The sequence below is a fragment of the Kosakonia oryzendophytica genome, assembly GCF_027886705.1.
In the GTDB taxonomy this organism is placed as follows: domain Bacteria; phylum Pseudomonadota; class Gammaproteobacteria; order Enterobacterales; family Enterobacteriaceae; genus Kosakonia; species Kosakonia oryzendophytica.
In genome coordinates this window covers 2,937,112-2,961,751 of record NZ_CP115659.1, presented here as the reverse complement: position 1 = coordinate 2,961,751, position 24,640 = coordinate 2,937,112, and the positions used below count along the sequence as shown (strand labels likewise).

The 24,640-nt window shown below is 49.9% G+C and carries 32 protein-coding genes; 30 read left to right on the top strand and 2 right to left on the bottom strand.

The window, feature by feature from the left end; genetic code table 11:
• The first annotated feature begins 36 nt into the window (after positions 1-36).
• From O9K67_RS14285 to O9K67_RS14230, 13 genes are all read left to right on the top strand, one after another.
• The gene (locus tag O9K67_RS14285; RefSeq protein ID WP_061495128.1) at positions 37-1,032 is read left to right on the top strand and encodes a replication protein; all 996 of its coding nucleotides are present in this window, start codon (positions 37-39) and stop codon (positions 1,030-1,032) included.
• A complete protein-coding gene (locus O9K67_RS14280; protein WP_061495130.1) occupies positions 1,016-1,753 on the top strand; it encodes a replication protein P in 738 nt (245 codons plus the stop codon). Before O9K67_RS14285 ends, O9K67_RS14280 begins: the two co-directional genes overlap by 17 nt.
• Positions 1,754-1,755: 2 nt before the next feature.
• Positions 1,756-2,076 (top strand): hypothetical protein, encoded by a 321-nt coding sequence (locus O9K67_RS14275; protein ID WP_061495132.1) that lies wholly within the window; start codon positions 1,756-1,758, stop codon positions 2,074-2,076.
• A gap of 157 nt (positions 2,077-2,233) precedes the next feature.
• On the top strand, positions 2,234-3,340 hold the full coding sequence (locus O9K67_RS14270; protein ID WP_061495133.1) for an AAA family ATPase: 1,107 nt from the start codon (positions 2,234-2,236) through the stop codon (positions 3,338-3,340).
• 4 nt (positions 3,341-3,344) lie between these two features.
• The gene (locus O9K67_RS14265) at positions 3,345-5,573 is read left to right on the top strand and encodes a S8 family serine peptidase (protein ID WP_061495136.1); all 2,229 of its coding nucleotides are present in this window, start codon (positions 3,345-3,347) and stop codon (positions 5,571-5,573) included.
• A gap of 274 nt (positions 5,574-5,847) precedes the next feature.
• A protein-coding gene (locus O9K67_RS14260) for an IS3 family transposase (RefSeq protein ID WP_148654706.1) occupies positions 5,848-6,968 on the top strand; the annotation gives its coding sequence in 2 pieces (ribosomal slippage) (positions 5,848-6,106 and positions 6,106-6,968; 1,122 coding nt in all).
• A 231-nt stretch (positions 6,969-7,199) separates the two neighbouring features.
• The gene (locus tag O9K67_RS14255) at positions 7,200-7,697 is read left to right on the top strand and encodes a hypothetical protein (RefSeq protein ID WP_061495139.1); all 498 of its coding nucleotides are present in this window, start codon (positions 7,200-7,202) and stop codon (positions 7,695-7,697) included.
• A 92-nt stretch (positions 7,698-7,789) separates the two neighbouring features.
• Positions 7,790-8,389, top strand: coding sequence for a DUF1367 family protein (locus O9K67_RS14250; protein ID WP_061495141.1), 600 nt, complete (start codon positions 7,790-7,792; stop codon positions 8,387-8,389).
• Positions 8,390-8,391: 2 nt separating this feature from the next.
• A complete protein-coding gene (locus tag O9K67_RS14245; RefSeq protein ID WP_071890701.1) occupies positions 8,392-8,592 on the top strand; it encodes a hypothetical protein in 201 nt (66 codons plus the stop codon).
• Positions 8,585-8,878 (top strand): DUF1364 domain-containing protein, encoded by a 294-nt coding sequence (locus O9K67_RS14240; protein ID WP_061499996.1) that lies wholly within the window; start codon positions 8,585-8,587, stop codon positions 8,876-8,878. Before O9K67_RS14245 ends, O9K67_RS14240 begins: the two co-directional genes overlap by 8 nt.
• 103 nt (positions 8,879-8,981) lie before the next feature.
• Positions 8,982-9,695 carry a bacteriophage antitermination protein Q gene (locus O9K67_RS14235; RefSeq protein ID WP_061495150.1) on the top strand — a complete coding sequence of 238 codons (714 nt, stop codon included), beginning with the start codon at positions 8,982-8,984 and terminating at the stop codon, positions 9,693-9,695.
• Positions 9,696-9,832: 137 nt separating this feature from the next.
• Positions 9,833-10,024 (top strand): DprA-like winged helix domain-containing protein, encoded by a 192-nt coding sequence (locus O9K67_RS24690; RefSeq protein ID WP_061495152.1) that lies wholly within the window; start codon positions 9,833-9,835, stop codon positions 10,022-10,024.
• A 149-nt stretch (positions 10,025-10,173) separates the two neighbouring features.
• Positions 10,174-11,244 carry a DNA-methyltransferase gene (locus O9K67_RS14230; RefSeq protein WP_061495154.1) on the top strand — a complete coding sequence of 357 codons (1,071 nt, stop codon included), beginning with the start codon at positions 10,174-10,176 and terminating at the stop codon, positions 11,242-11,244.
• Between the two features lie 49 nt (positions 11,245-11,293).
• Here O9K67_RS14230 and O9K67_RS14225 read toward each other — a convergent pair whose 3' ends face one another.
• Both O9K67_RS14225 and O9K67_RS14220 read right to left on the bottom strand, forming a co-directional pair.
• Complete coding sequence (locus tag O9K67_RS14225) at positions 11,294-11,587, bottom strand: contact-dependent growth inhibition system immunity protein (protein WP_061495157.1); 294 nt, start codon at positions 11,585-11,587, stop codon at positions 11,294-11,296.
• Positions 11,588-12,415, bottom strand: coding sequence for an RNase A-like domain-containing protein (locus tag O9K67_RS14220; protein ID WP_061495159.1), 828 nt, complete (start codon positions 12,413-12,415; stop codon positions 11,588-11,590).
• 241 nt (positions 12,416-12,656) lie between these two features.
• Here O9K67_RS14220 and O9K67_RS14215 point away from each other — a divergent pair, with 241 nt between their 5' ends.
• The 17 genes from O9K67_RS14215 (at position 12,657) to O9K67_RS14135 (ending at position 24,639) form a co-directional block, all read left to right on the top strand.
• On the top strand, positions 12,657-12,872 hold the full coding sequence (locus tag O9K67_RS14215; RefSeq protein WP_061495163.1) for a class II holin family protein: 216 nt from the start codon (positions 12,657-12,659) through the stop codon (positions 12,870-12,872).
• Positions 12,872-13,384 (top strand): lysozyme, encoded by a 513-nt coding sequence (locus tag O9K67_RS14210; RefSeq protein WP_061495165.1) that lies wholly within the window; start codon positions 12,872-12,874, stop codon positions 13,382-13,384. Before O9K67_RS14215 ends, O9K67_RS14210 begins: the two co-directional genes overlap by 1 nt.
• Positions 13,384-13,842 carry a lysis protein gene (locus O9K67_RS14205; RefSeq protein ID WP_061495168.1) on the top strand — a complete coding sequence of 153 codons (459 nt, stop codon included), beginning with the start codon at positions 13,384-13,386 and terminating at the stop codon, positions 13,840-13,842. The genes O9K67_RS14210 and O9K67_RS14205 overlap by 1 nt, the downstream gene beginning before the upstream one ends.
• A 95-nt stretch (positions 13,843-13,937) precedes the next feature.
• Positions 13,938-14,102: a YnfU family zinc-binding protein gene (locus tag O9K67_RS14200; RefSeq protein ID WP_333780512.1), complete on the top strand. Its 165-nt coding sequence runs from the start codon at positions 13,938-13,940 to the stop codon at positions 14,100-14,102.
• Between the two features lie 287 nt (positions 14,103-14,389).
• Entirely contained in the window at positions 14,390-14,563 is a 174-nt protein-coding gene (locus O9K67_RS14195; RefSeq protein WP_071890007.1) for a GnsA/GnsB family addiction module toxin, read from the top strand.
• A gap of 68 nt (positions 14,564-14,631) precedes the next feature.
• Entirely contained in the window at positions 14,632-15,654 is a 1,023-nt protein-coding gene (locus O9K67_RS14190; protein ID WP_061495169.1) for a terminase small subunit, read from the top strand.
• A 232-nt stretch (positions 15,655-15,886) separates the two neighbouring features.
• On the top strand, positions 15,887-17,527 hold the full coding sequence (gene terL, locus O9K67_RS14185; protein WP_061495171.1) for a phage terminase large subunit: 1,641 nt from the start codon (positions 15,887-15,889) through the stop codon (positions 17,525-17,527).
• A gap of 2 nt (positions 17,528-17,529) precedes the next feature.
• Positions 17,530-18,921 carry a DUF1073 domain-containing protein gene (locus tag O9K67_RS14180; protein WP_061495174.1) on the top strand — a complete coding sequence of 464 codons (1,392 nt, stop codon included), beginning with the start codon at positions 17,530-17,532 and terminating at the stop codon, positions 18,919-18,921.
• Positions 18,851-19,720 (top strand): phage minor head protein, encoded by an 870-nt coding sequence (locus O9K67_RS14175; protein ID WP_271044601.1) that lies wholly within the window; start codon positions 18,851-18,853, stop codon positions 19,718-19,720. The genes O9K67_RS14180 and O9K67_RS14175 overlap by 71 nt, the downstream gene beginning before the upstream one ends.
• An 18-nt stretch (positions 19,721-19,738) precedes the next feature.
• A complete protein-coding gene (locus O9K67_RS14170) occupies positions 19,739-20,938 on the top strand; it encodes a DUF2213 domain-containing protein (RefSeq protein ID WP_061495177.1) in 1,200 nt (399 codons plus the stop codon).
• Positions 20,938-21,456 carry a structural cement protein Gp24 gene (locus O9K67_RS14165; RefSeq protein ID WP_061495180.1) on the top strand — a complete coding sequence of 173 codons (519 nt, stop codon included), beginning with the start codon at positions 20,938-20,940 and terminating at the stop codon, positions 21,454-21,456. Before O9K67_RS14170 ends, O9K67_RS14165 begins: the two co-directional genes overlap by 1 nt.
• 14 nt (positions 21,457-21,470) lie before the next feature.
• Positions 21,471-22,421, top strand: coding sequence for a DUF2184 domain-containing protein (locus O9K67_RS14160; protein WP_061495181.1), 951 nt, complete (start codon positions 21,471-21,473; stop codon positions 22,419-22,421).
• 2 nt (positions 22,422-22,423) lie between these two features.
• Positions 22,424-22,777: a hypothetical protein gene (locus O9K67_RS14155; RefSeq protein WP_061495183.1), complete on the top strand. Its 354-nt coding sequence runs from the start codon at positions 22,424-22,426 to the stop codon at positions 22,775-22,777.
• Between the two features lie 41 nt (positions 22,778-22,818).
• Complete coding sequence (locus O9K67_RS14150; protein ID WP_271044600.1) at positions 22,819-23,229, top strand: DUF4054 domain-containing protein; 411 nt, start codon at positions 22,819-22,821, stop codon at positions 23,227-23,229.
• The gene (locus tag O9K67_RS14145) at positions 23,226-23,693 is read left to right on the top strand and encodes a hypothetical protein (RefSeq protein WP_061495187.1); all 468 of its coding nucleotides are present in this window, start codon (positions 23,226-23,228) and stop codon (positions 23,691-23,693) included. Before O9K67_RS14150 ends, O9K67_RS14145 begins: the two co-directional genes overlap by 4 nt.
• Before the next feature lie 2 nt (positions 23,694-23,695).
• Positions 23,696-24,115 (top strand): hypothetical protein, encoded by a 420-nt coding sequence (locus O9K67_RS14140; protein ID WP_061495189.1) that lies wholly within the window; start codon positions 23,696-23,698, stop codon positions 24,113-24,115.
• Positions 24,115-24,639: a phage neck terminator protein gene (locus tag O9K67_RS14135; protein WP_061495191.1), complete on the top strand. Its 525-nt coding sequence runs from the start codon at positions 24,115-24,117 to the stop codon at positions 24,637-24,639. The genes O9K67_RS14140 and O9K67_RS14135 overlap by 1 nt, the downstream gene beginning before the upstream one ends.
• Position 24,640 lies beyond the last annotated feature (1 nt).

The following is a 24,640-nucleotide window of genomic DNA, read 5'->3' as shown; positions in this document are numbered from 1 at the left end:
TTCGGATGTAATCATGGAAGTAATTACGGGGTAAGTATGTCAAACACCGCTGAAGTTATCAAATTCCCTGCGCCTGAACGAGCGCAACAGGAGCGAAATATGGCTGATCTGGAAAATGGCTATTTACGCCTGGCCAATCAGATCCAGGATGCCCTATGTATCGTTGAGTTGTCCGGGCGTGAGTTCCGCGTCCTGAACGCCATTGTTCGTCTGACTTATGGCTGGTCAAAGAAGTCAGATCGGATTACCAATAGCCTCATTGCGGACAAGACGACGCTCAAAGCTAAGCACGTATCCGAAGCCGTCCTAAGTCTTGCCTATCGCAATATTATTAAGCTGCGTCGGATAGGGCAAACGAGATACATCGGGATTAACACAAGTCTGGATCAATGGGCTTACACAAAGCCCAATTGCTCAAAGTGTCCAGTTGATTTCCCTGCCGCGGAGATCGTTACTTGGGCTATCACCCTCCCTGAAACAGGGGAAAACCATCCCCGAAAACAGGGAGATGTATCCCCGAAAATGGGGATGGATATCCCTGAAAACGGGGATAGCGAAAATGAACCATCGACCATCCCTGAAAACGGGGAAAACTATCCCCGAAAACAGGGAGAGGTATCCCTGAAAACGGGGAACACCAAAGACATTATTCCAAAGACAAATATAAAACCTAATACCCCCTCTAATCCCCCAAAGGGGAAAGACAAATTTGATCCCCTCAGCATTCTCGTTCCTGAGTGGCTTGATCAAACCGCTTGGCTGGAGTGGGTTTCTTACCGTAAGCAGTCGGGCAAAGCCATTAAAACCGAGCTGACAGTCACGAAGGCATTCAAGCTACTGAAAGAGTGTCTGGACGAAGGCCATAACCCCGTTGACGTAATCAACGCGAGTATTGCCAACGGGTATCAGGGCTTATTCAAGCCGAAGTTTCCGGTAAAGCCCACCTCCCGCACCTCCAATGGGAACGGCCAGCCTATAGATTTCAACAACACCGATTGGATCAACGGGGTGCTCGATGAAAAATATCTCTGAACAGATTCACAACCTCGATCGGGAAAATTTCCGCCGTGTTGCTCACGGTCTGCCAGAAGTTCAGGACGACAACGTTCCTGTCAGACAACAGCAGGTGGCAGAAGTGTTCAACAGCCTGTTTTCTCAGTTGCGCGCAACGTTCCCGGCTGCGATCGCTAATTTCCGCACCCAGGATGAGTTCGATGAATTTCGCCGTCAGTGGCTGCTGGCGTTTAGCGAGAACGGGATAACAACTTTGGCACAAGTCGCCGCAGGTATGCGCGTTGCTCGCCAGCAGGAAAAACCGTTCCTGCCGTCGCCGGGCCAGTTCGTCGCCTGGTGCCGTGCGGAAGAGTGTGCGGCGGTAGGGCTGCCAGACCAGGGAGCGCTGATGGATCTTTTTTATCGCTATTGCCGCACGCGCGGGAGCTATCCGGATGCAGAGTCATTTCCGTGGCCCGGGAAAATCGATGGTAAGAACACCCGTCAATCATCCGCGAATTACTGGATCGTGACCACGCTGTACCAGCAGATGCGCGCCAGTGGTCTGAGTGACTCCGAGGTCCGCCGCAAAGCCGGGGAAGAGCTGGCAGAGATGGCACTGCGCATTCGTCGTGGCGAAGAAATTCCGGAGCCGAAAAAACAGCTACCGAAGCTGGGTGGCAAGCCGCTGACACAGGCGCAACAGCTCGCAAAAATCCGCGAAATTCAGGCTAAGCATGGTTTTAAGGGAAGGGCGTAACGATGGCGAATACCCTCAAGCCAAAGCAAAAAGCCATTGTGGAATTCATCGAGGCTAACGGCCTGGCGACGCCGCGCCAGATTCGAACGCTGCTGTCGTGTGACATCCGCGAAGCATACGACCGACTTAAACGCCTGCGTATGGCTGGCATCCTGAAAAACATCGGTAAGCCGCACCATCCAGAGTACCGCCTTGTGAAGAGCTGGCGGACAAAGGCTAAAACACCTGAACCTCGGGTGGAAGTGCGGTCAATAGCGGATGTCTGCCGGGATAACTGGCAGGGCTATCAGGTACACAAAATTTTCGGGAGTGCTCGAGTATAAACATTCAACAAATTATTGCTGCCTCAGGACATGTTAGTGTTTGCTTGTAAGCATAAGCACCATTTAACTTGACGCAATGTCTAAATGGTTTAACATTTTACTATTATATTATGTCAAATTTGCTTTTTTGTTTGACATGTGTTGTCTGAGGAATCGCATGAACGTTTTAGTAGAAGATATAGTTGCGCTTATCGAAGCATCTTTGGATGCAAACTATTCTGAAGTCCGGAGTGTTAGCAACCGCATAGCACGCGAAATCAGCATCGAGGATATGGATGCTGCGAAAAAAATTAAGTCCGTGCTAAGACGAAAAGGTGTCCCCTTACAAAGCTCTGGGTACACCGCTAGCTTACCTGTAGATCCAAAATCAAGGATGCCTTTGATTGAGGAACATCAATGGCCTGTAACCCCACTGTTTTTAGGTGAAAGTGAAAGGAACACATTTACTACATTCATCGAAAGTGTTAAATATCAAAATAAACTCATTGAAAATGGATTAACGGGAAAACTTGGATTACTGCTCTCTGGTCCTCCGGGTACAGGGAAGACACTTATAGCGGGGCACATTGCTTCTCAATTAAATAGACCCCTATATGTGGTTAGGCTTGACTCAGTGATATCTTCTTTGTTGGGCGATACAGCGAAGAACTTAAGGCAAATATTTGATTTTGTTCCTTCACGTAATGGCATACTGCTTCTTGATGAAGTAGATGCAGTTGCTAAAGTAAGGGATGATAGGCATGAGATAGGCGAGCTCAAACGCGTTGTTAACACCTTGATACAGGGTTTAGATTCGCTAGATGATAACTCTATCGTTATCGCAGCAACTAATCATGCAGAGTTACTTGATCCTGCAATATGGCGACGCTTTCCTTTTAAAATACGTCTTGATCTGCCATGTCAAGGCTTGAGGGAAGAATTGTGGAATCATTTTCTTTTCCAAGACAAAGGAAAGAGCTTAGACCTTAGAGCGTTAGGTGCATTATCAGCTGGTCTGAGTGGTGCTGATATTGAGACTATATCTATATCGGCAAGAAGACAATCTATATTGAAGGGGGCGGAATTAAATATGTCCTCGATCATTCTTTCTATAGTCGACAGTGATTTCAACAATTCAGTTATACCTGGGGCTAACGATCTCGAACCTATAAAAAAGAAAAAAATCATTAATCTATTAGCCGATACAAAATCCTTCACACAGTCAGAAATCGGAACTTTACTAGGTTTAAGTAGGCAGACAGTCTCAAGTCATTTAAAGGAGTAATCATATGGCAGATGGTAACAGAACACCTTTATTAAACCCTATCCTCTCTTTTTTAGAGAAACCCACTCCTAAAGCTGTTAACGGAGGAGGGAAAAGTGCGAAAGGGATTAACTGGACAAGATTAGATGCGCAAAAAAAATCACTGGCTGAAAATCTTACAGCTGTTAGCAAAAACGACAGGATTGTAACGCATTCTGGAAAAATCCATCTGCTTGTGAAAATGTTTGATGATTCATTGGCACCATCTTGGACGCCTAATGATCTTTTTGAAACCAACAGCATCACGCGTATAGTCTCCCCTGCTTATAACGGGTTTCTGGTTGAAACTTCGAAAGAAAAAATACCTGAATTAATAAAAAGGGTTAAATCTGCTAATACTGACAAAATCAAAGTTGATATTTCACGCCTTAAAACTATTAAAAGTTTTGATAAAAGTGAAGTGCTAAGAGGGAGAGATGAGTCAGCAGTTTATAAAGATGATGGAACTATTAAACAGTTCAATGTATGGATATTGCCATTTTATGATTCTAAGGCTCGAATATCTGTTTCCGACGAATTGAAACGATTAGAAAAAGATGGGGTTTTGAATTTTGGTGAAGCAATTTTCGATAATATATTTTCTGATGAAAAGGAAAGTAACATCACTAGCACTTTCTCTAAGAAAGTAAAACGTTACTTAACTGATGGTTACCTTTCCTTTACTACTATTATTAAAACAAAAAGTGATTTCAAAAAGTTAATTAGTTCAGGTGCAATTTATCGTATAGAGCCTGTCAAATCCATTGCTGGCAGATCACTCCCCCCTGGCAGTGGGAAAGAACCATCACCTAAAATGGTCGACAAAAATGGTGCTCCAACGGTTGTAATCGTTGACGGGGGATGTTCTGCTAAGTCGTATCTCCCATTAAATGTTCTTAGCATCAAACCTCTTGTTGATGAGCATTCTGCCGATATTACCCATGGTAATTATGTCACTTCATTAGTATGCCAAGGATCTGGATGGAATAATAATCTCTCGCTACCTCATCTTGAATGTAAGTTTATTAGTGTCCAAGCAATTAATAAGTCTGGAATTAAACTTCAACCAACTAGTGAGCAGTTTGTTAATTATTTGAGAGGAGTCGCTGAAAATACTAAAGGAGTTGCTTCGGTTTGGAATCTTTCATTTAATCAGATTCGTCCCGAAGATAACCCTGATGAAATAAGTTTCTTAGGGCACGAAATCAATGCTATAGCGCGCGAGTATTCAATACTCCCGGTAATATCAATCGGGAACGTCAGTGAAGAAAACCCTTTAAGACTATGTCCTCCTGCTGATTGTGAAGCTGCACTTACGATTTCAGGTAGGACCGCGAATTTAAAAGGCGGGGTGAGTTCTCCCTGTCCATTTAGTCTTCGCGGACCCGCTCCAGCCGGTATGAAAAAACCGGAATTGTCATGGTTCTCGAAACTCAGGATGTTAGGTGGTGATATAAAAACTGGAACTAGTTTTAGTGCACCTCTGGTATCTGCAATAGCAGCCCATACCTTTAAGAACATTAAAAATTCAACGCCAGATTTAGTGAAGGCTTTGCTCGTAAATAAAGCAGAACGAATTGATCATGATTCGCGATTAGGATGGGGATCTCCATGGCATGAAAATGATGTTATGCCATGGTTGTGTGAAGACGGCTCCGTTACATTAGCATGGAATTCAAAATTAAAAGCTGGAACTTCTTATTACTGGAACAATATTCCAATTCCACCTGAAATGTTTGTCGGAGGGATGTTGAAGGGGGATATTATTCTCACAGCAATACTTAAGCCGTTAGTGTCAGAATTAGGTGGGGATAATTATTTTGCTACCAGATTACAATGTGCTCTGCAACACGTGTCTGAAGAAGGCAAGACTAAAAGTCTGCTTGGAACGATGAAAGAATCCACGGAAAAGGAACTCGATTCGCGTATAGAATTGGCTAAGTGGAGCCCTATAAGGCACCACGGCAGAACTTTTAAAAATGTAACTTTAGATAATGATAAAGTTAGACTGTATGCAAGGATATTTACTCGGGATCTGTATCAATTTGGCTATTCAACTCATCATGAATTAGATGAACAAGATGTAGCATTTGTATTGACGTTCAAAAGTGATGATGGAAATCCGGCTATTTACAACTCTATGAAGCAACGGCTTGGAAATAAAGTTGATATTGCCACGATTTCTCAAGATATCAATCTTGATGATTTTATTTGATTTTTATATGTGGCTTCTATATTTTTCAGGTGCCAGATTAACCTTTGACACCTGAAATTTTATAACGTTGATATTAAGGCTAGATGAATTAGGCTTGCCCTGATGGTTTTTGTGAAGAAAGAGTTGAAAATATTTTAAATTTACGGGCTCTTCTGATGAGGCGCTGATGAGGACTAATTTTCCGGAAGTATGTTTAGCTTAGGTGATCTGCTCCCCGTTGATTAATACACCGCGATGTTAGTAATGTCTTCATAAGCCACATGAGGACATCCCCATGAAGAAGCGTTTTTCCGACGAACAGATCATCAGTATCCTCCGCGAGGCTGAAGCCGGGGTTTCTGCCCGTGAGCTCTGCCGTAAGCACGCCATTTCCGACGCCACCTTTTACACCTGGCGTAAGAAGTATGGCGGTATGGAGGTGCCCGAGGTTAAGCGCCTGAAGTCGCTTGAGGAAGAGAACGCCAGGCTCAAGAAGCTGCTTGCCGAAGCCATGCTGGATAAGGAGGCGCTTCAGGTGGCTCTGGGGCGAAAGTACTGACGACAGGCCAGAAGCGCGAAGCCGTGGTGTTGATGTGTGATGCGACCGGTCTGTCGCAACGTCGAGCCTGCAGGCTTACAGGTTTGTCCCTGTCGACCTGCCGTTATGATGCTCAGCGTCCGGCTGCTGATGCACATTTATCAGGGCGTATTACTGAGCTGGCGCTTGAACGCAGACGTTTTGGTTATCGGCGCATCTGGCAGTTGCTGCGTAGGGAGGGCCTTCACGTCAATCACAAGCGGGTATACCGTATTTACCACCTTAATGGACTGAGCGTAAAACGCAGACGACGCCGTAAAGGGCTGGCGACCGAACGGTTTCCGCTTCTGCGCCCGGATGCACCGAACCTTACATGGTCGATGGATTTCGTTATGGACGCACTGGCCAACGGTCGCAGAATCAAGTGCCTGACCTGTGTGGATGATTTCACGAAGGAGTGTCTGACGATCACCGCTGCTTTCGGTATTTCAGGCGTTCAGGTCACGCGTATTCTGGACAGCATCGCGTTGTTTCGGGGGTATCCGACGACAATAAGGACCGATCAGGGCCCGGAATTTACCTGCCGCGCGCTCGATCAATGGGCCTTTGAGCATAGTGTGGAACTACGGCTTATCCAGCCAGGTAAGCCAACGCAGAACGGATTTATTGAGAGTTTTAACGGACGCTTTCGCGATGAGTGTCTGAATGAACACTGGTTCAGCGATATTCTTCATGCCCGGAAAACGATTAATGACTGGCGGCAGGATTATAACGAGTGCCGTCCCCATTCATCGCTGGATTACCAGACACCAGCTGAATTCGCAACGGACTGGCGAAACAGGAAATATGAAGAAAAACCAACCGACATTACTAACTGAAGGTTGTATCTAATCCCGGGGGCAGATCATAGGAGGCTGCATAATACCTAACCCATTTGACGCCCTGATGTTCGTCCTGCTGGTCGTTGACGCGCTCAATGAGTCTGCATGGCTACCACAGTGAGCAAGCCTTTATAGTTAAAATAATATATAATCCTCTCGAATACGGAGGAGATATAGAGGATTTTTAATTGTTCAACGGAATAGCCAGCGATAATTGAGGAGAGAAAATTGCTCGCAAATATTTTGAGCTTCATCGGGGTGATTGTTTCTTTGGCGAGCTGTTACTATGCGTACAAAGCATTTTCATCCACCAAAGAGATCTCTTTTCCACCAGTTAATCCAAGAAACTCAGTTTGCCTTGTAAGACAACTTTCAAATGAAGCAAAAAAACTTGAAGAATTTATTAGTAAGCATAAGCACAAAAAAGTTTACCTGAACATAGATCTTGACGGTGATAATTTCGAGGCAAATAAAGAAAAAGATGGAAACGCTGTCTGGATTTCTGTTTGGACGGAAACATTTGATTCAATTAATGAAGGTGAGAAACCCAGCTCATTCAATAGTCATGGATTTCAACTGACTATAGTTTTCAATGATAGTGGGTATGGGGACTTTTCATGGTTCAAAGGCAACTATAGACTTTCAGGATATTTTTTCATTGATGATTACAGAGGGCCGTATCAAGGAATAATGTCCGCAGTGATCTCTACAGCAAAAACCATATGAAACTGCTTTGATTTTCCATAATCAGCCAGCCATAATATCAATGCCGTCGGATTGAACACCCGGCGATACCTTATGCGCCAGATGGGGACATTATGGCGCAGCAGTTACAGCTCGTTAAGCAGTCAAATGGAATCCTGATCCCGGCCACGCCGGAGAGCAGCGATTATGTGCAATCAAAAATTAAGCTCGGTGCCGTGTTGGTGGCTGAGTTTACGAAGGTCCGCAATCCGGCTTTTCACCGCAAATTCTTCGCACTTCTAAACCTCGGATTCGAATACTGGGAACCTACGGGCGGCGCTATCTCGTCGAACGAACGGCGACTGGTGAACGGTTATGCAAAATACCTCGCTTCCTATGGTGGCAACGAAGCTGCTCTGATGGATGCTGCCGAGCAGTATCTGGGGCAGGTTGCAAGCCGTCGTATTACCAACGGGATCAGCCTTTGTAAATCCTTCGACGCATATCGCGCATGGGTTACCGTGGAGGCGGGTCACTATGACGCGATCGAGCTGCCAGACGGCACACTCAGGAAGCATCCCCGCAGCATTGCCTTCGGCAACATGGACGAAACCGAATTCCAGCAGCTCTACAAAGCCGCGTTGGATGTTCTGTGGCGCTGGATTCTGTCGCGTGCATTTGCCACGCAGCAAGATGCGGAAAACGCAGCATCACAACTGATGAGCTTCGCGTGATGATGGCGACCAGAAAGAGCTGGTTCCAGCACACCGAATGCACGACCACAGAGGCCGACGAATTGATGGCACGATACCGGCGTCGTGGTGTTGAGGTCGAGCGTAGTCTGAATCCCGATTTTATCACCTGGACTGTCAGTGCCAGACTTCCCGAACAAAGAAACGGTAAGCGCGGACGCCCGTGGGGAGGTCGCCTTGGCTGATTTACGCAAAGAGGCTCGCAGCCGCGAGTGTCAGATTCGGATCCCCGGTATCTGCAATGGTAATCCCGAAACAAGCGTGCTAGCACATTACCGCCTGGCGGGAACCTGTGGCACAGGCATCAAACCGGATGATATGCAGGGTGCCATAGCCTGCAACTGCTGTCATGACGCTATCGATGGAAGGGTAAAAACAGAATACAGCCACGATGAGTTGCGCCTTATGCACGCTGAAGGCGTAATGCGCACGCTCGCCATCTGGAAAAAAGAAGGGCTGGTGAAATCATGACGCCAGCAGACATCTACCGATATCAGAAAGAATCCATCCTGCGCGCGCTTGCACCGGCGCGCCAGCACCATTCCCAAACACAGCAGAAAAAAGGAGCCGCCGCATGACTGCAAACCTCTCGTACATCCGACAGCAACTGATCGCCGCAACTGCTGATCTGAGTGGAGCAACAAAAGGCCAGTTATTGGCGTGGCTGGAAAACGCGCAGTTCGATACCAGTTCATTTCGCCGTAAGAAACCCAAAATCTACGACGATAAAACGGGTAAATGGATCACCCTTGATAATCCACCAATTCAGGGGCGGCAGTCACTGGCAAAGGGGACATCGATTGCACTGGTTCAACCCGTGGAATTTGCTACGGCGTCATGGCGCAGGGCACTGGCTGTATTAGATGATCACCAAATGGCCTGGTTATTTTGGAATTACAGCGAAAATATTCGTTTTGAGTATCAGGTAACGATCACCCGATGGGGATGGGGGGTGATGAAAGAAGAACTGGCGTCAAAACGGATTGCAGCCAAGACGAAAGCAAAACTGGAGAAACTCATCTGGCTGGCGGCGCAGGATGTGAAAGCTGAGCTCGCAGGACGCAATGTATATGAGCAGCAGGCGCTGGCGCAACTGGTGGATGTTAACCGAGATAACTGGTGCCATAACTACCGGGGCTACTGGCTGGCAATGCGTAATGTATTTTTACGTCTTGATACTGAGTCGCTTTTTGCAGTTAAAGCTGCACGTTCGAAACAAAAGGCTGCTTTTTCGGTGCGAAATGGTTGCAAAAGTCAATTGGATGGGGCATATTTGACCTCACTTTGATATGCTGCCAAAAGTTTTAGTGGCGGCAAAGACTGAACCTCGCGCATGCGGGGTTTTTTGTTTCTGTGTATTTAGTTCTTGCTGACCTGGGCAACCAGAGTTATCTGTGTGTCACACCAATTTAAAGGGTAAAAGACATGCAAAAACAGCAGGATATGACAGAAACAGCAAAAGCTGTATTAAACGCACTAAGCACTTCGCCTGCGACTGCAGGGGATGTCGCGGCGAAGGTACATATTTCACATGAACGCTGCCAGCTCATACTGACTCAGTTAGTTATGGCGGGGTTATCGCATTATCAATACGGATGTTATAAGCGCCTCCAGTAATGGGGGCTTCCTGCTGTGAAAATGGGCGGCTGGTGGGTGTTGTAGCACCCAACCAGCCATTCGCTCATGTCTGAGGTCACAAGCGAACCACGGCCCACTGCTTTAGCGCAAAAGCATAGTGAGCCTATCAGAGTCCCGCTTACTGATCTATGAAAAATACTGTAAAAATATCCAGTATTGAGTTAATCAACGCTGATTGCCTGGATTACATACAAACCCTCCCTGATAATTCTATTGACCTGATTGTTACCGATCCGCCTTACTTCAAGGTTAAGCCGAACTGCTGGGATAATCAGTGGAAAGGGGACGAGGATTACTTAAAGTGGCTGGACGGTTGCCTGGCACAATTCTGGCGAGTCCTAAAACCTTCGGGCAGTATCTATCTGTTTTGCGGGCATCGTCTCGCGTCAGACATAGAAATGATAATGCGCCACCGGTTCAATGTGCTGAATCACATCATCTGGGCAAAGCCATGGGGAAGGTGGAACGGCTGCAACAAAGAAAGCCTGCGGTCTTACTTCCCGGCGACCGAGCGCGTTCTCTTCGCAGAGCATTATCTGGGGCCGTACAGACCGAAAGACGATGGTTACGAGCGGAAAGGTACTGAGTTGAAGCAAAACATGATGGCTCCCCTGATCGGGTATTTTCAGAGTGCCCGCGCTTCGCTCGGCGTGACATCGAAAGAAATTGCAGCCGCCACGGGTAAGAAAAACATGGTCTCGCACTGGTTTGGAGCCAGTCAGTGGCAGTTACCCAGCGAGGCGGATTATCACAAGTTGCAGGAGCTGTTCAGACGAATAGCCGCTGACAAACATCAGCTTAATGAGCTGATACAGCCGCATCATCAACTGGCTGCTACGTACCATTCGCTTAACCGTAAATACTGCGAGCTGGTGGACGAATATAAATCGCTCCGGCGGCACTTTGCTGTCACCGCAGCGGTTCCTTATACGGATGTATGGACTTACAAGCCTGTGCAGTTCTACCCAGGTAAACACCCATGCGAAAAGCCTGCTGACATGTTGAGGGATATTATCAACGCCAGCAGTAAACCCGGTGATCTCATCGCTGATTTCTTCATGGGTTCAGGCTCCATGCTTAAAGAAGCGGTGAAACTTGGCCGTCGCGCGATCGGCGTTGAACTTGAAACAGACCGATTTAATCAGACTGTTACTGAGATTCGTGCACTTTTAAGAAATGATGCTGAAACTACAGAATGAGCAATACCTTCTTCAGTTACGGCCAACGCTGTTGGCCGTACATCTCTGCCTAATCGGGAAGGTTACACAACACTTTTTGTAAAAAGGAACGCCATGTTTCACCCCATGAATCTGGCATAAATTGTTTCTCTGCCAGTATGGTCATAGTGTTGATTAATTCTTCATCACTTTGTATGGCAAGTAGTTGAGAAAGTTGTTGTTTGAGATTGCGAATAGCAAATTCATTTTCCATCTCAACATAAGCCTCCATGACTTCATCGATATTTTCGCCAAATATTTGATAATCTGGGCCGAAAAAAATCACGATAAGCTTTCTGATTGTTTCGTAATTTTTGTCCATCATTTATCTCATTATCGGATACGCGGTTAAAACGTAATAAGGCTTGTTGTTGTACATTTTTTTAAGCAAAACAATTCGTACCAAATAGAGAGTTTCCTTGGCCTTGCTTCCCTGGCGGAAACCGTAACCAATTGCCGAGCCTGATTGATATGTAATTTCAAGAAAATTCTCGGCGCTTCGAGACAGGTTCGCCCAATAAAGAATTTTCAGCCGATTAGCTTTCAGCCCTTCACTGATAACCTTTTCTGCTTGTTCTAGCTTATAAAAAGATGAGGTGGACTGCATTTGAGGGCTTCTGGCAAGACGGGCTAATAACTCATCTTCTGGGATAGCGATATGTTTCAAAATGGTATGACCGCCGGCTTTGATACCTTTTACCGCTTCATGTTCAGCAAGTCTGAAATTGCCTGCACGAACATAGGCTACCCGACCAGCACCTAACGACAGGCCAAAGGCTACCGGAACAGCGATATCAACGGTCAGACCAATATTTAACGCTGTCTCCTCATCAGCCCCGAATTGCCGTGCTGTTTGTACAGCCAACTGATAAGCCGCTGTGCGGGTATCGCGTCCTGTGATGGTTTGATCAATCGCCGCTCTGAGACTATCCATGCTGTGAGCGCCCACAACAACACATGCTGCTTTGGTTAACATGGTCGGTTCAGGTGTCGCACAAAGAATGCCTGCACCAGCTAATTCAACTGTGCTCATTGCTACGCCGAGACCACCAATCAGCCGGTTTTGAATTGTTTCAGCTTCAGTTACGGTTTTATCTGACAGCACCGCGGCCAGTTGTACCGGGGACATAACAACCTGTAGTCCTTCACTCATCGTATTTCTCCATAATTACGTGAAATCTATAATAGAAAAAGTCGATACGCTTCGCAAAAAGTATCGCCCAAACAAAGGGTTTTACTTCTGTTTGGCTACAAACAATCTCGAATCCTCGCTTATGCGGGGATTTTTCATATTCAGGCTCCGGGCAACCTCCATCAAAAGGCTTCGTTGTTAAATGCATCCGAGAGCCTGACCCTTTCACGCACATAGCCTCCGCAAATGGCGAGGTGAGAGCATGTATCGAATGGACAAACTAACAACCGGTGTGAGCTACGGCTTTGCTGGAGCAAATGGGGGATTCTGGGTGCTCCAGTTACTCGATAAAGTATCGCCCTCACAATGGGCTGCTATAGGCGTTCTTGCGAGCATCCTCTTTGGTCTACTGACATATCTGACCAATCTGTATTTCAAAATCAAAGAGGATCGGCGTAAAGCCGCCAGGGGCCAGTGATGAGCAAAGTAAAAATTGCTGGTGGTGCTGTCTGCTCGGTGGCGGCAATCATCGCAATCATTCTGAGTAATGGGCAGGTGCGTACCAACGAGCGCGGACTGGAGTTAATCGGCAATGCCGAATCCTGCCGTCGTGATCCCTACGTATGTCCTGCTGGTGTTCTGACTGATGGTATTGGCAATACCCATGGTGTGAAAGCCGGTACGCGCAAAACTGATGTGCAGATTGCAGCCGACTGGGAGCGAAACATCCTTCAGGCTGAGAAGTGCGTTAACACCTACGCTGCTGGTGCTCGTCTCAGTGACAACACCTTTTCCGCTGTCACGTCGATCACGTTCAATGTTGGTTGTGGCGCCATGCAGAAATCGACGTTGTTCTGGATGCTCCGCAAGGGAGAAACCGCGCAGGCGTGCCAGCAGTTCACGCGCTGGGTTTACGCCGATGGCGTTCAGCTACCGGGACTCGTTACCCGCCGTAGTAAAGAAAAAGCGCTCTGCCTGGATGGTGTGTGATGAACCGTGTAGCCATCATTGCTGGTGGCGTGATTTTTCTGCTTATCGTTTCGCTGGCATCGGCAGTCAATCACTACCGCGAAAACGCCATTACATACAAAGGCCAGCGAGACAAAGCGACCAGTGCACTGACTCTGGCGAACGACACTATCGACGACATGAAGGTGCGCCAGCGTGACGTTGCGGCGCTCGACGTGAAATACACCGGAGAACTGGCAGATGCAAAAGCCGAACTGGAAACACTGCGTGGTGATGTTGCTGCTGGTCGTAAGCGGTTGCAAGTCTCCGCCACCTGTCCAAAGAGTAACGCCGCCAGCGCCCCCAGCCTGGATGATGGCAACACCGCCCGACTTACTGACGCCGCTGAACGGGATTATTTCACCCTCAGAGAGCGAATCGAAACCATCACCAAACAACTGACGGGTCTGCAAGCATATGTGCGTGAGCAGTGCCTGTGATAAAGCCATACGGTGTCAAATATGATACCAGTATCTGGTTAAAAAATGAGCTAACCATGATATGATAAGCCTCATTCATTGAAAGGTTAATCATCATGTCATTCTTCGATAACGCAATGAAGCGAGTTGGTCTCATAAGCAATATGACTGTTATCTGTCCGATATGTGGACATCAATCTACCCAATCGACTACGAAAGTACGCCAGCAATCACCACTGCTTTGTCCTAAATGTAAATCACTTTTTGTCATTCACAGGTAGTATTTCGTGGTTCGTGAATCTGCTGATTCGGGGCATTTTCATTGCCTTCACAATAGGTATTACAACAGGCATTCACTGAGTGCCTGTGGTAATGCCAGGAATAAGTCTGGCAAATGTCGGTTGCAGCTCAACGCAATCTGTGAACAGGACTGAGCGACCAGCGCTAGCTGAGCGGGCATTGCAACCAACTCCCGACTTATAGATGGCGTAGGTGATGATTCCTGAGCGCCTTCATGGAAGATAACCTATGATTTATAAAAGGCTGGGTATGAAAAAGGAGTACTTATATGAAACCTGAAGAACTGGAGCATAAAGCTGAGCAAGAAATATCTGCTCTTATTACTAAAAAAATCGCTGAGCTACGGAAAAAAACAGGCAAAGAAGTTTCTGAGATCGAGTTTATACCAAGTGAGACCATGTCTGGTCTTGAGGGGTATAAAGTAAAAATAAAACTTATGTAAAATAAATAGGTCGCTTAGGCGGCCTTTTTTATTGTGCTTCACATGCGCATATCAAACAGGATTAACCCATGGCAAAACCGGACTGGGGAGCGCTGCAAAACCAGTTCCTCGCCGACCATGCCAAAAACGGAATATCACCGAAAGAGTGGTGTGAAGCGCAGGGACTGAATTACGCATCAGCTCGTCGCTACATCAAAAAGCCCGCTGCGCAACGTGCGCAAAAAACTGCGCAGAAAAAATTGCGCACTGCGCATGCGCAAAGCGGTGCAAAAATTCCAGTTCCCCAAATTGAAAATCAAATTGATTCAAATTGCCCGCCGCCTGAAAACACCGCAGATGGATGGATTTTAAACCCTGATGAATACGGGCTCAACGACATGCAGGCCCGGTTCGTTAGCGAGTATCTCATCGATATGAACCGCGTGGCGGCTTATAAGCGTGCCGGTGGAAAAGGTGAGGGGAACACTGCATATGTCGCAGCTTCGCGAATGTACAGAAACGATAAGGTGAGCCGGGCGATTCGCGACGCCCTGGCAGCGAGAGAACGACGCACTCAAATCACGCAGGACGCCGTGCTGAAAATGTGGTGGGAACTTGCGACAGCAGATGCAACGCAAATCACCGAACATCGCCGTTTGTGCTGCCGCCATTGCTGGGGATTCGGCCACCAGTATCAGTGGCGCGATGCGGTTGAATTTGAGGAAGCCGCTGCAGAGGCAAAGGAAAAGAAAAAAGCCGCTCCGCGTGATGACGGAGGCTACGGGTTTGATGCCACCCTTGATCCGAATCCCGAATGCCCTCGCTGTAACGGGATGGGGGTAAGCAGGGCATTTTTTCACGATACCCGTGATTTGCACGGCGCAGCTCGTCGGTTGTTCGCCGGGGTAAAAGAAGGGCGATTCGGTCTGGAAGTGCAGATGCGTAATCAGGATGAAGCCCTGAAAATGGTGGCGCAGCATCTTGGTATGCTGAAAAACCGCACCGAACTGACTGGTGCTGACGGCGGCCCGATCAACCAGGTTAATTACACGCCAGAAGATTACGCGAAGGCGCAGGCGGCATTAGAAAAACAACTCCCCGATCTGGATTAAGCAGAAAAGAGAAAACAGGGTAAAAAGCGGGTTTCGCCTGTCATTTTAACCGGACCGTAATAATGGCGATTTGTTATCAAAATGTTATTGCTAAAAATGCCTGTTTATCACCGGGAAAACCTGTCCTTTTAACGCGTTCGTGGTGAATTTGCCATGAGTGCCAATCCCGCTATTCGGGTAACGTCCATTATGTTAAATAGCCCCCAAAAAGGGTAAAAATCGGGATCGAAAAATGTCGCAGCTACTCGAGTGGGAAGACCTCGATTTTCCTGATCGTGTCGCCATTAAGTCAAAAAGCGAAAAATCCTTCCTGAATTTCACCCGGCTCTGGTTTGAGTTGTTGCAGGGTGATCGCCTGCTGGTTAACTGGCATCACCGCATGATGGCCAGCAAAATTGATGATCTGGTATTCGGACGGTTACAGCCCCGAAACCTCATTATCAACGTGCCGCCGGGTGGGACAAAAACAGAGTTCGTTTCGATCCACGCAGCAGCATACATCAACATGCTGGTGCAAACGGGTAAGTTACGCCGGTTTCGTAATCTGAACGTTTCGTTTGCTGATTCGCTGGTCAAACGTAACAGTCGGCGCACCCGCGACATTATCGCCAGTGCTGAATATCAGTCGCTGTGGCCGTGCAAGTTTGGTGTTAACCAGGCTGAAGAGTGGGAGGTTGTTAACCCCCGGGGGCGAACCGTTGGACAGACGGTTTCCCGCTCCAGTGGCGGACAAATCACAGGTGGGCGCGCGGGATATCCCGGGCCTGATTTTTCCGGTTTTGTATGCTTGGATGATTACAACAAGCCAGAGGACATGTTCTCCGCGACGAAACGCGAGAACGCGAACCGCCTTCTGGTGAACACCATCCGTTCCCGCCGTGGCGATAAATCGAAAGACCATCCAACCCCGTTTGTTAGCATCCAGCAGCGCCTGCACACCGACGATGCCACCGGCTTCATGCTGGCGGGCGGAATGGGCGTGGATTTCCACCACGTCACAATCCCGGCGCTGGTCAGCGAAGAATATATCGATGCACTGCCGGAACCATGGCGCTCGCTGTGCTGGTTCTCTGTTAAAGACACGGAAAGCGTGTTTGTCGGTGGTGTTCGTTACTGGTCGTACTGGCCTGCTAACGAATACGTGGGTGATCTGCTGCGACTGTGGGAGCGTGACGAATACACGTTCCTGTCGCAGTACATGCAGCGTCCACGCGCTTTGACGGGTGGGTTGATCGATACCGACTGGTTTAAACGGTACACGCATCTGCCGCCGCTGACACACCGCGCAGTTTACGTGGACACCAACAGCGGCAAGGTCGAGGACTACAACGATTACACCGTTTTTACGCTGGCTGGTATGGGGACAGACAACAATCTGTACCTCATCGATAGCGTGCGCGGCAGGTGGGATCCGGAGGATTTGCTACGGCAGGCAACAACGCTGTGGGAAAAGTGGAAGCCATACAATCCGAAACGGCCGGCACCGCTTCGGCATATGGGCATTGAGGATAAACAGGCCGGGCAGGGACTGATTACCACGCTGAAAAAGCGTAAATCGATCCCCGTGCTGGAAATCCCCCGTGGCGCTGGGCAGAACAAGCTGGTTCGATGTTTGAATAGCGTCCCCCAGATCAAAACCGGCAAAGTATTCATTCCGGCACTGATGACCGACGACGGCCAACCAGTCAATCAGGTTTATTACTGGGATGGTACTCCAGCAGCACAAACCAGTTGGGTATTGCCTGCTCTGGCCGAATGCGCCGATTTCTCCGCTGATGACAGCCACAAAAATGACGACATCCTCGATACGTTCATGGATGCAATCGAGATCGAACTAATTTCCGGTGGCGGCACCGGGTGGGGATGGGTTTAAAGATGAGCAACAACCAGTACGGCGGAAAACCGCGTATTCGCGTGACCTCTGACGGGCTAATGAACGTCATGACAGGCATGGGTACAGATCGTGACCGCCGCATGTTTAATCGTTTCCAGTTCGGCATGATGCAGGATTTTGGCGAACTCGAAGCGGCGTATATCGAAAACTGGATCGCCCGCGACATCATTGATATTCCGGTTGACGATTCAACACGCGAGTGGCGGGAATTCGCAACTGACGATGCCACAGCTATTCGTGAGGCAGAAAAGGCATTTAATGTTCAGGGTGTAACGCAGGAGGCGTTCAAATGGGCTGGGGTATACGGTGGTGCAGGCATACTGATGATCACCGATCAATCGTTCGATGCCCCACTGGACGTGAAAAGAATCAAAAAGGGTTCATTGCGCCGTTTGCTGGTGCTTGACCGCATGTTTATCAACGGCCAGCAATTCAACGTCACGAATCCGCTGGAAGAAAATTACATGCTGCCGGACTACTACGTGGTTAACGGCGGTACTCAGCGCATTCATTACAGCCATTTTGTCAAAGCACCCGGTGCGCCGTTGCCTATGCGTTTGCGCATGATCAACGGTGGCTGGGACGACAGCCGTCTGCGGCGCTGCCTTGAGGATGTCAAAGATGCCGTCAGCGCAAAGGGCGGCATCGCGGCACTGATTCAGGAAGCGAACATTGATGTTATCAATCGTGAGAACCTCGCCTCCGATCTGTCCTCAGGTGATATGGATGAGTCGATAGCCCGCCGCTACAACATTTTTGGCATGATGAAATCCCTTTACCGGCTGGCGCTGCTGGACAGTAAAGAAGTTTTTGAACGCAAACAGATTTCGTTCGGCGGACTGGGTGAAATTCTTTCATCCCTTATGGAATGGACATCCGGTGCAGCGGGCATCCCGATGACACGATTATTTGGTGTTCAGTCCAAGGGGATTGGCGACTCCGGCCAGGGCGATATGAACAACTACTACAACACCATCCGGGGCGGACAGGAATCAAAGTACCGGCCATTTCTGAAACGCATTGATGAAGTCCTGATCCGCTCAACGCTGGGCACCATGCCGGACGGACTGGATTTTGAGTTTTCTCCGCTGGCGCAGCCGACCGACACCGAACTGTCAGCGCAGCGACTCGCTGACGCACAGGCGGATGATATTCGTCTGCAACAGGGGGTTGTGAAACGGTCTCAGGTAGCGCGAAAACTCATGGAGCAGGGGATCTATGGTATCGACGAATCTGATATTGCCGACATTGAGGCAGACGAAAAAGCCGAGCGAGCCGGCGATTATCAGTTCCGGCTCGGCAATGCTGGCGGAAATACTGAAGAAGACCCCACCACGCCGACGGGCACCGCTGAGACCGGCGAGGCAAACTGACGAAACTGAGCGTTACTACAACGGGCAGTTGCGCAATATTGTGCGGCAAATGGCGCAGGCGATTGATGAAGCGCTGATCCCGATACTGCGCCGTGAGTACACCGCCGACAGCCGTTTAACCGATATCATCATGACCTCAATCCGGCAGGCGGCAGACCGGTTCTTCTCTGTTGCGTTTGGTGCAGCAACAGAAAAACTGGCTCAGCGCGTCGTCAGCCGGGCTGACTCCGAAAGTTCAGCGGTGTTTGTTGAGCAGATTAACCGCGCGCTGGGCGTTGACATGACTGGCCTGGTGGTTAATGGCGGGCTGGTGGATTATTTCGACGCATCGGTCGAACAGAATGTCGCACTGATCAAATCGCTGTCATCGGACTATTTCGACGACATTCAGCGGCAGGTCATGGACGGTATTTTGCGGGGTGACTCGCTGACCACGATTACTCGCAATCTGCAAAACACCACCGGCGCGACATACAACCGGGCAAAACTCATCGCCCGTGACCAGACCGCAAAAATCCGTAGTGACATCACACGCCAGCGCCAGCAGCAGGCGGGCATTGACCGGTTTCGCTGGTCAACGTCGCAGGACGTGCGCGTCAGCGGCAACCCTGCAGGGCGATATCCGAAAGCAAAAATCAAATGCTTTCACATCGCCAGGCAGGATGTGGGCTACGGACCGGGCGTTTATCTCTGGTCCAAAGGTGCAAGCTTTAACGGCGAAACCGGCCTTTTCCCGGGGCGTGCGCATATTAATTGTCGTTGCACTCCCACCCCACTGATACAGGGTCTCGATTACTAATCATCTGGAGTAACACGCATGCGGATCACAGTCCGTGACCGCGTGGCCTTCCCCGTCACATCCCAGCGCGAAATCACACCTGAGGGCTATCTCAAAGTCCCCGGGCGCGTTGCCCGTTCCGGTATTCAGCAGTATCTGGCCGCCGAGCTGGGGTTAACGGACAGGCCACCCGGTCAGATCGTTAATGTTTATCGTCCGCCAGAAGAGGTTTTTAAACCTGATAGCCTGGCGAGCTACGACAACAAAGACGTCACCATTGATCACCCCGATGACCTCGTGGACTCCGGGACGTTTAAAGAGGTCACAGCCGGCCATGCGTTTTCGCCGGGCCGCCAGGATGGCGATTTCGTCGTTGTAGATCTGCTGATCAAAGACCAGGCCGCGATCGATGCCATCGACCGCGGTAAGGCGGAACTGTCAGCCGGTTATACCTCCGAGTATGACCATACCCCCGGCACGACGCCGGATGGCACCCCGTACGAGTTTATTCAACGGGACATCACTATCAACCACATCGCACTGTGTGACCAGGCCAGGGCCGGGCATCTGGCGCGATTGTTCGACCATAAACCAACGGGAGCAAAGCCCATGCCATTTAAAGTTGTTCTGGATTCAGGCGTACGGGTGGAAGTGGCTGATGAGGCAACTCAGCAGTTGATCCAGACCACCATCGACAACCTGAAAAAACGCGTGAAAGACGCGGAGGAAGAAAAAGAAAAGGCCGAAGCCGGGAAAGATTCGGCAGAGGAAGAGCTGGAAAAAGAGAAGGCCCAGTCTGACGCTAAAGACGAAGAGATCGAGGAACTGAAAGAGAAAACTTCCGAAGATGCGATTTCTAAACGCGTGGCGGATTTGCTGGCGGTGCGTGACTCAGCAGTGAAGGTAGCGGGTACCGGTTTTACCTGCGATGCAACGGATCCTCTGAAAATCAAACGTGCTGCGCTGGATGCCGCGGGTATCAAATGCCGCAAATACGAATCGTGGGACAAAGCACCTGATGCGTATGTCACGGCTTATTTCGATGCGGAAGAAGAGCGCAAAGAAAACGATGACGACGATGAAGAGGACGATCCGGACACCAAACAGCGCTCCGATGACGCGCTCTTTAATTTCAGCCGCGATATGCGTGGGGCGAAAACCACCGGGGCGCAGGCGACCCGTGACAGCGTCCGTCAGTCCTGGCTCGATAAACGCTACGGCAAACAGGAGGCCAAATAATGGCTATTGCTCAGAACAATTTCACGCTTTATCGCGGCAAGGCATACGAGGGGCAGATTTCAACAACTGAAGTGGTTGATGTGGTATCACGCGTTGTTGAATCCGCGCTGGTTCCGTTTGGCCGTGCGGTGATCCGCGGTACTGCTGCCCGCTCCTGCGCGCCGGTGACTGCCGCCACTAAGGCTGAGGACATTATCGGGTTTTCCGTTCGTTCACTGGCTGAATTCAGTAACAGCTCACCAACAAATCCGGATTCCTATGCAACGGGTTATCCGGTGAGCCATGTCGCTTCCATTTTGCATCGTGGTCCCATGTCCGCGCTGTGCGTGGATGGTGCTAACGCCGGTGATGCAGTGATCGTTATCACTGCGGCGGGTGACAACCTGGGGCGTTTATCAGCCGGGGCCGCTGCGGGTGTAACACTCAATTTTGTTCGCTGGGTTGATGATGTGGTTGCCGGTGAGATTGGTGAAATCCGCGTTGATGGTGTTCTTGCTGCTCCTTCCGCTGGCAATTAATAAAGAGGTTAATAATGAAGCGAAAATTTTCTGACGCCGCTGTTTTCGATGTGTCGCCGGTCGCGGCGCTGTCGTTCCTGATCCAGCAGGCTGCGTATGTCGAAGCGGAGATCTACCGGCTGGAGTATCCCCAGTTCAAATATGGCACATTGCTGCCGCTGGATAACAGCGCGCCGGACTGGGCAAAAATGGTTGTGTTCCGCGCGATTGATGCCCGCGGTGAATTGCAGGTGCTTGGTCCGAACAGCACCGATGTGCCGACCGTTGATATTGCGATGTCGCAGGGTTTTAAAGAAATCACGACCGCAGCACTCGGTTACACCTATTCTCTGGAAGAGATCGGCTTTGCCATGCTGAACAACGTTAACCTGGATGCCGAACGCGGGCAGGCAGTACGTGATGTCGTTGAGCAGGGGCTGAACAAAATCTATCTTCTGGGCGATAAGGGTGTGGGAGAGGGGCTTTATAAAAGTCCTAATGTCGGCGTGGAGTCGGCATCATCCACCCTGGCCGCCCTGGTTGCTGCAATCCCAACCTATGGCGCTCAGCCGATTATCGATTTCTTCGGTAATGCTTATAACCAGGTCTATCTGGAAAACACGCTGACCGTTCATCGACCAAACGGATTTGTGATCCCGTCTGAGCAGTTTCAGTTGCTCCAGCGAACCCTGCTTTCAACCGCAAACGCCAGCAACATTACTCTGCTCGAATTCCTGCGCCAGAATTTCCGCGATATGGCATTTGAAGACGACATTCTGCTGAAAGGCGCTGGCGCAGGTGGAACCGATCGCATGATGGTCTATAAGAAAGACCTCCGTGTGGTCAAAGGACACGATGTGATGCCTCTGCGTTTCCTGGCTCCGGCCACGGCGGATAACATCAACTTCAAGGTGCCGGCGCTACTGCGTACCGGCGGGACGGAATGGCGTATTCCGAAAGCGGCTCACTACGTGGATGGGGTGTAACGATGGCTGAACTGTTTAATCTTCATACTGCGCCGTTGACCGTCACTGACGGGGTGACTGGCAAGCGCATCACCATCCAGCGCGGCCATTCTGCTCTGGTGGCGGGTGATTTCCGCGATCACCTGTTCGTTAAAGCCAAATTGTTGCGTGCTGAGCATGACGAGAGCGACGAGGCGCTGGTGCAACAGAATACCGGTGAAACGGCAGTGGATATCGCCGCGTTGCGCACCCGGTACGAAGAGGTGCTGGGCAAAAAGGCGCCATCGGCGGCTAAAGCAGAGACACTGCAAAAGGCCATTGACGAGGCGCTGGCGCAACAGCCCGATCCCTCCGGCAGTACTTCTGAAACCGAATAAACCCCGTCCTTGTGACGGGGTTTTGCATTATGGGGGTAACGATGGAGATCACTGCGCAAACTGTGACTGATTTCCGGACGTATTACCCCGAATTCGGCGACGTGGCGTTGTGGTCGGATTCAGGGGTGATTACCGCACTGGCAGAAGGTGATGCAGAAACCGGCAAACGCTGGGGCATTTATCCGGACGGTCGGGTGGTCAGCATCAAAAAGCGCGGCATGTTCGCGTTTGCTGCCCACAGATTGGTGATGCGTAAACGTTCCGCCAGGGGGGATGTCGGGGCCGCTTATGCCATTTCTGGCAAGTCTGTAGGTGATGAATCCACGTCGTTCGCTGTGCCGTCAGTGACGATGGATGATTTGACCATCAACGGCGATTTGCCGCTGACAACGTACGGTGTGGAATTTATGCGCCTGCGCCGCCGTGCGGGCACCGGGGGATTGATGATATGAAAATCAATGCCGAAGTGCATGGCGGCAACAAAATCGCCCAAAAGCTGAAGCAGATTCAGGACAGACTGACGGCAAAACGCCGGGTGCTGGTGGGATTACCCGCTGGTTCCGGTAACTACGAAGATGGCGCGCCGTTGGTGGTCATTGGTGCGGTGCAGGAATTCGGCTCCGCAAATGGCCTCATCCCCGAACGTTCTTTCCTGCGCGTCCCTTTGCGCCAGAATCAGGACAACATCAAAAAGGGCTTCCGCGCCCTCTCAGGAAAGGTGGCCCGCGGAGAAATTACGGCATTCCAGATGCTCGACCAGATCGGTGCCCGGGCGGCGGGGTATTGCCAGGAAGCAATCAGTGCCGGCATTGAGCCGGCAAACGCGCCGTCAACGATCGCCCGCAAGGGATCTGCAACGCCACTCATTGACACAGGCTCATTGCGGCAGGCTATCACCCATGTAGTGGAGGATTAACGATGTTCGGAAATGGTCTGGATATGAACGGCCATATCGATTCGACATTCAATTCTCCCGTTCCCGGCGGCGTGCGAATAATCCGGGCTGGTGCAGGTGGTTACACCGGACCCGGCGGGCGATGGGCGGATTCGCCGGGTGAAATCGTCGAACTGACGCGCGTTAACATTCAGCCTGCGAAGTGGAAAGACATGCAGATGCTGATTGGCATGGGCGGCACGGCGAATCCACAGGATGCGCGGGTCATTCATATCAACGACGGCGTGAATTATCTCTGGCCGGACGACAATGGAAAATTTGCCGATTTGCTCGAGTTCAGTGACGGGCAGGTGATACGCCAGTGGCGGGTGATGTCCTGTGACAATCGCCCGTGGCGAAATTTCTGTCGCGCGGTGGTGGAACGATACCGGGGGATGGGCTGATGGAGCGCATCGACGAACTGTATACCGTGTTTCAGGAGCTGGTGGCGCTGGCGTCGGGTGTGGATACCGTCATTCTGGCTGATCAGGGCCGCGATGCGCCAGCCGGGCTTTATGTCACCTACAAACCCATCCCGATCCGTGCATACGGCTGGTCGCAGCGGCGACGAGATCTCATTTCGGCAACTGAGGAAGCCGATGCATCGTTGGGGCAGTGGCAGGATCTGCGCGAAACGATAGTCACTTCAATGGAATTTATGTTGTCGGTGAACATCCTCAATGAGGGCGCGGATACAGCCATTCTGCGATTGCATAACGCCAATTTTCGCCAGCCGGTGAGTGAATTTCTGTACCGCAATGATATTGCCTGGCGCTACGTCAGTGGGTGCAGGAATCTCACCGGGATATTACAGGCGGGGATCCAGCCGCGCTGGCAGGCAGATATCCATCTGTTTATCGAACACACCCTTTCTTACGAGCTACTGCGCGCAGCAGGGTTCAATATTCAATTTATCAATGAGGGGTAAA

Coding starts and splice junctions, on each gene's coding strand:
- O9K67_RS14145 (WP_061495187.1), top strand. CDS start 23,226: ATGAAAATCAATGCCGAAGTGCATGGCGGCAACAAAATCGCCCAAAAG.
- O9K67_RS14170 (WP_061495177.1), top strand. CDS start 19,739: ATGCGGATCACAGTCCGTGACCGCGTGGCCTTCCCCGTCACATCCCAG.
- O9K67_RS14155 (WP_061495183.1), top strand. CDS start 22,424: ATGGCTGAACTGTTTAATCTTCATACTGCGCCGTTGACCGTCACTGAC.
- O9K67_RS24690 (WP_061495152.1), top strand. CDS start 9,833: ATGCAAAAACAGCAGGATATGACAGAAACAGCAAAAGCTGTATTAAAC.
- O9K67_RS14280 (WP_061495130.1), top strand. CDS start 1,016: ATGAAAAATATCTCTGAACAGATTCACAACCTCGATCGGGAAAATTTC.
- O9K67_RS14265 (WP_061495136.1), top strand. CDS start 3,345: ATGGCAGATGGTAACAGAACACCTTTATTAAACCCTATCCTCTCTTTT.
- O9K67_RS14215 (WP_061495163.1), top strand. CDS start 12,657: ATGTATCGAATGGACAAACTAACAACCGGTGTGAGCTACGGCTTTGCT.
- O9K67_RS14235 (WP_061495150.1), top strand. CDS start 8,982: ATGACTGCAAACCTCTCGTACATCCGACAGCAACTGATCGCCGCAACT.
- O9K67_RS14180 (WP_061495174.1), top strand. CDS start 17,530: ATGAGCAACAACCAGTACGGCGGAAAACCGCGTATTCGCGTGACCTCT.
- O9K67_RS14285 (WP_061495128.1), top strand. CDS start 37: ATGTCAAACACCGCTGAAGTTATCAAATTCCCTGCGCCTGAACGAGCG.
- O9K67_RS14160 (WP_061495181.1), top strand. CDS start 21,471: ATGAAGCGAAAATTTTCTGACGCCGCTGTTTTCGATGTGTCGCCGGTC.
- O9K67_RS14165 (WP_061495180.1), top strand. CDS start 20,938: ATGGCTATTGCTCAGAACAATTTCACGCTTTATCGCGGCAAGGCATAC.
- O9K67_RS14150 (WP_271044600.1), top strand. CDS start 22,819: ATGGAGATCACTGCGCAAACTGTGACTGATTTCCGGACGTATTACCCC.
- O9K67_RS14230 (WP_061495154.1), top strand. CDS start 10,174: ATGAAAAATACTGTAAAAATATCCAGTATTGAGTTAATCAACGCTGAT.
- O9K67_RS14195 (WP_071890007.1), top strand. CDS start 14,390: ATGAAACCTGAAGAACTGGAGCATAAAGCTGAGCAAGAAATATCTGCT.
- O9K67_RS14205 (WP_061495168.1), top strand. CDS start 13,384: ATGAACCGTGTAGCCATCATTGCTGGTGGCGTGATTTTTCTGCTTATC.
- O9K67_RS14270 (WP_061495133.1), top strand. CDS start 2,234: ATGAACGTTTTAGTAGAAGATATAGTTGCGCTTATCGAAGCATCTTTG.
- O9K67_RS14225 (WP_061495157.1), bottom strand. CDS start 11,587: ATGATGGACAAAAATTACGAAACAATCAGAAAGCTTATCGTGATTTTT.
- O9K67_RS14210 (WP_061495165.1), top strand. CDS start 12,872: ATGAGCAAAGTAAAAATTGCTGGTGGTGCTGTCTGCTCGGTGGCGGCA.
- O9K67_RS14135 (WP_061495191.1), top strand. CDS start 24,115: ATGGAGCGCATCGACGAACTGTATACCGTGTTTCAGGAGCTGGTGGCG.
- O9K67_RS14175 (WP_271044601.1), top strand. CDS start 18,851: ATGCTGGCGGAAATACTGAAGAAGACCCCACCACGCCGACGGGCACCG.
- terL (WP_061495171.1), top strand. CDS start 15,887: ATGTCGCAGCTACTCGAGTGGGAAGACCTCGATTTTCCTGATCGTGTC.
- O9K67_RS14190 (WP_061495169.1), top strand. CDS start 14,632: ATGGCAAAACCGGACTGGGGAGCGCTGCAAAACCAGTTCCTCGCCGAC.
- O9K67_RS14250 (WP_061495141.1), top strand. CDS start 7,790: ATGGCGCAGCAGTTACAGCTCGTTAAGCAGTCAAATGGAATCCTGATC.
- O9K67_RS14245 (WP_071890701.1), top strand. CDS start 8,392: ATGGCGACCAGAAAGAGCTGGTTCCAGCACACCGAATGCACGACCACA.
- O9K67_RS14220 (WP_061495159.1), bottom strand. CDS start 12,415: ATGAGTGAAGGACTACAGGTTGTTATGTCCCCGGTACAACTGGCCGCG.
- O9K67_RS14200 (WP_333780512.1), top strand. CDS start 13,938: ATGTCATTCTTCGATAACGCAATGAAGCGAGTTGGTCTCATAAGCAAT.
- O9K67_RS14275 (WP_061495132.1), top strand. CDS start 1,756: ATGGCGAATACCCTCAAGCCAAAGCAAAAAGCCATTGTGGAATTCATC.
- O9K67_RS14140 (WP_061495189.1), top strand. CDS start 23,696: ATGTTCGGAAATGGTCTGGATATGAACGGCCATATCGATTCGACATTC.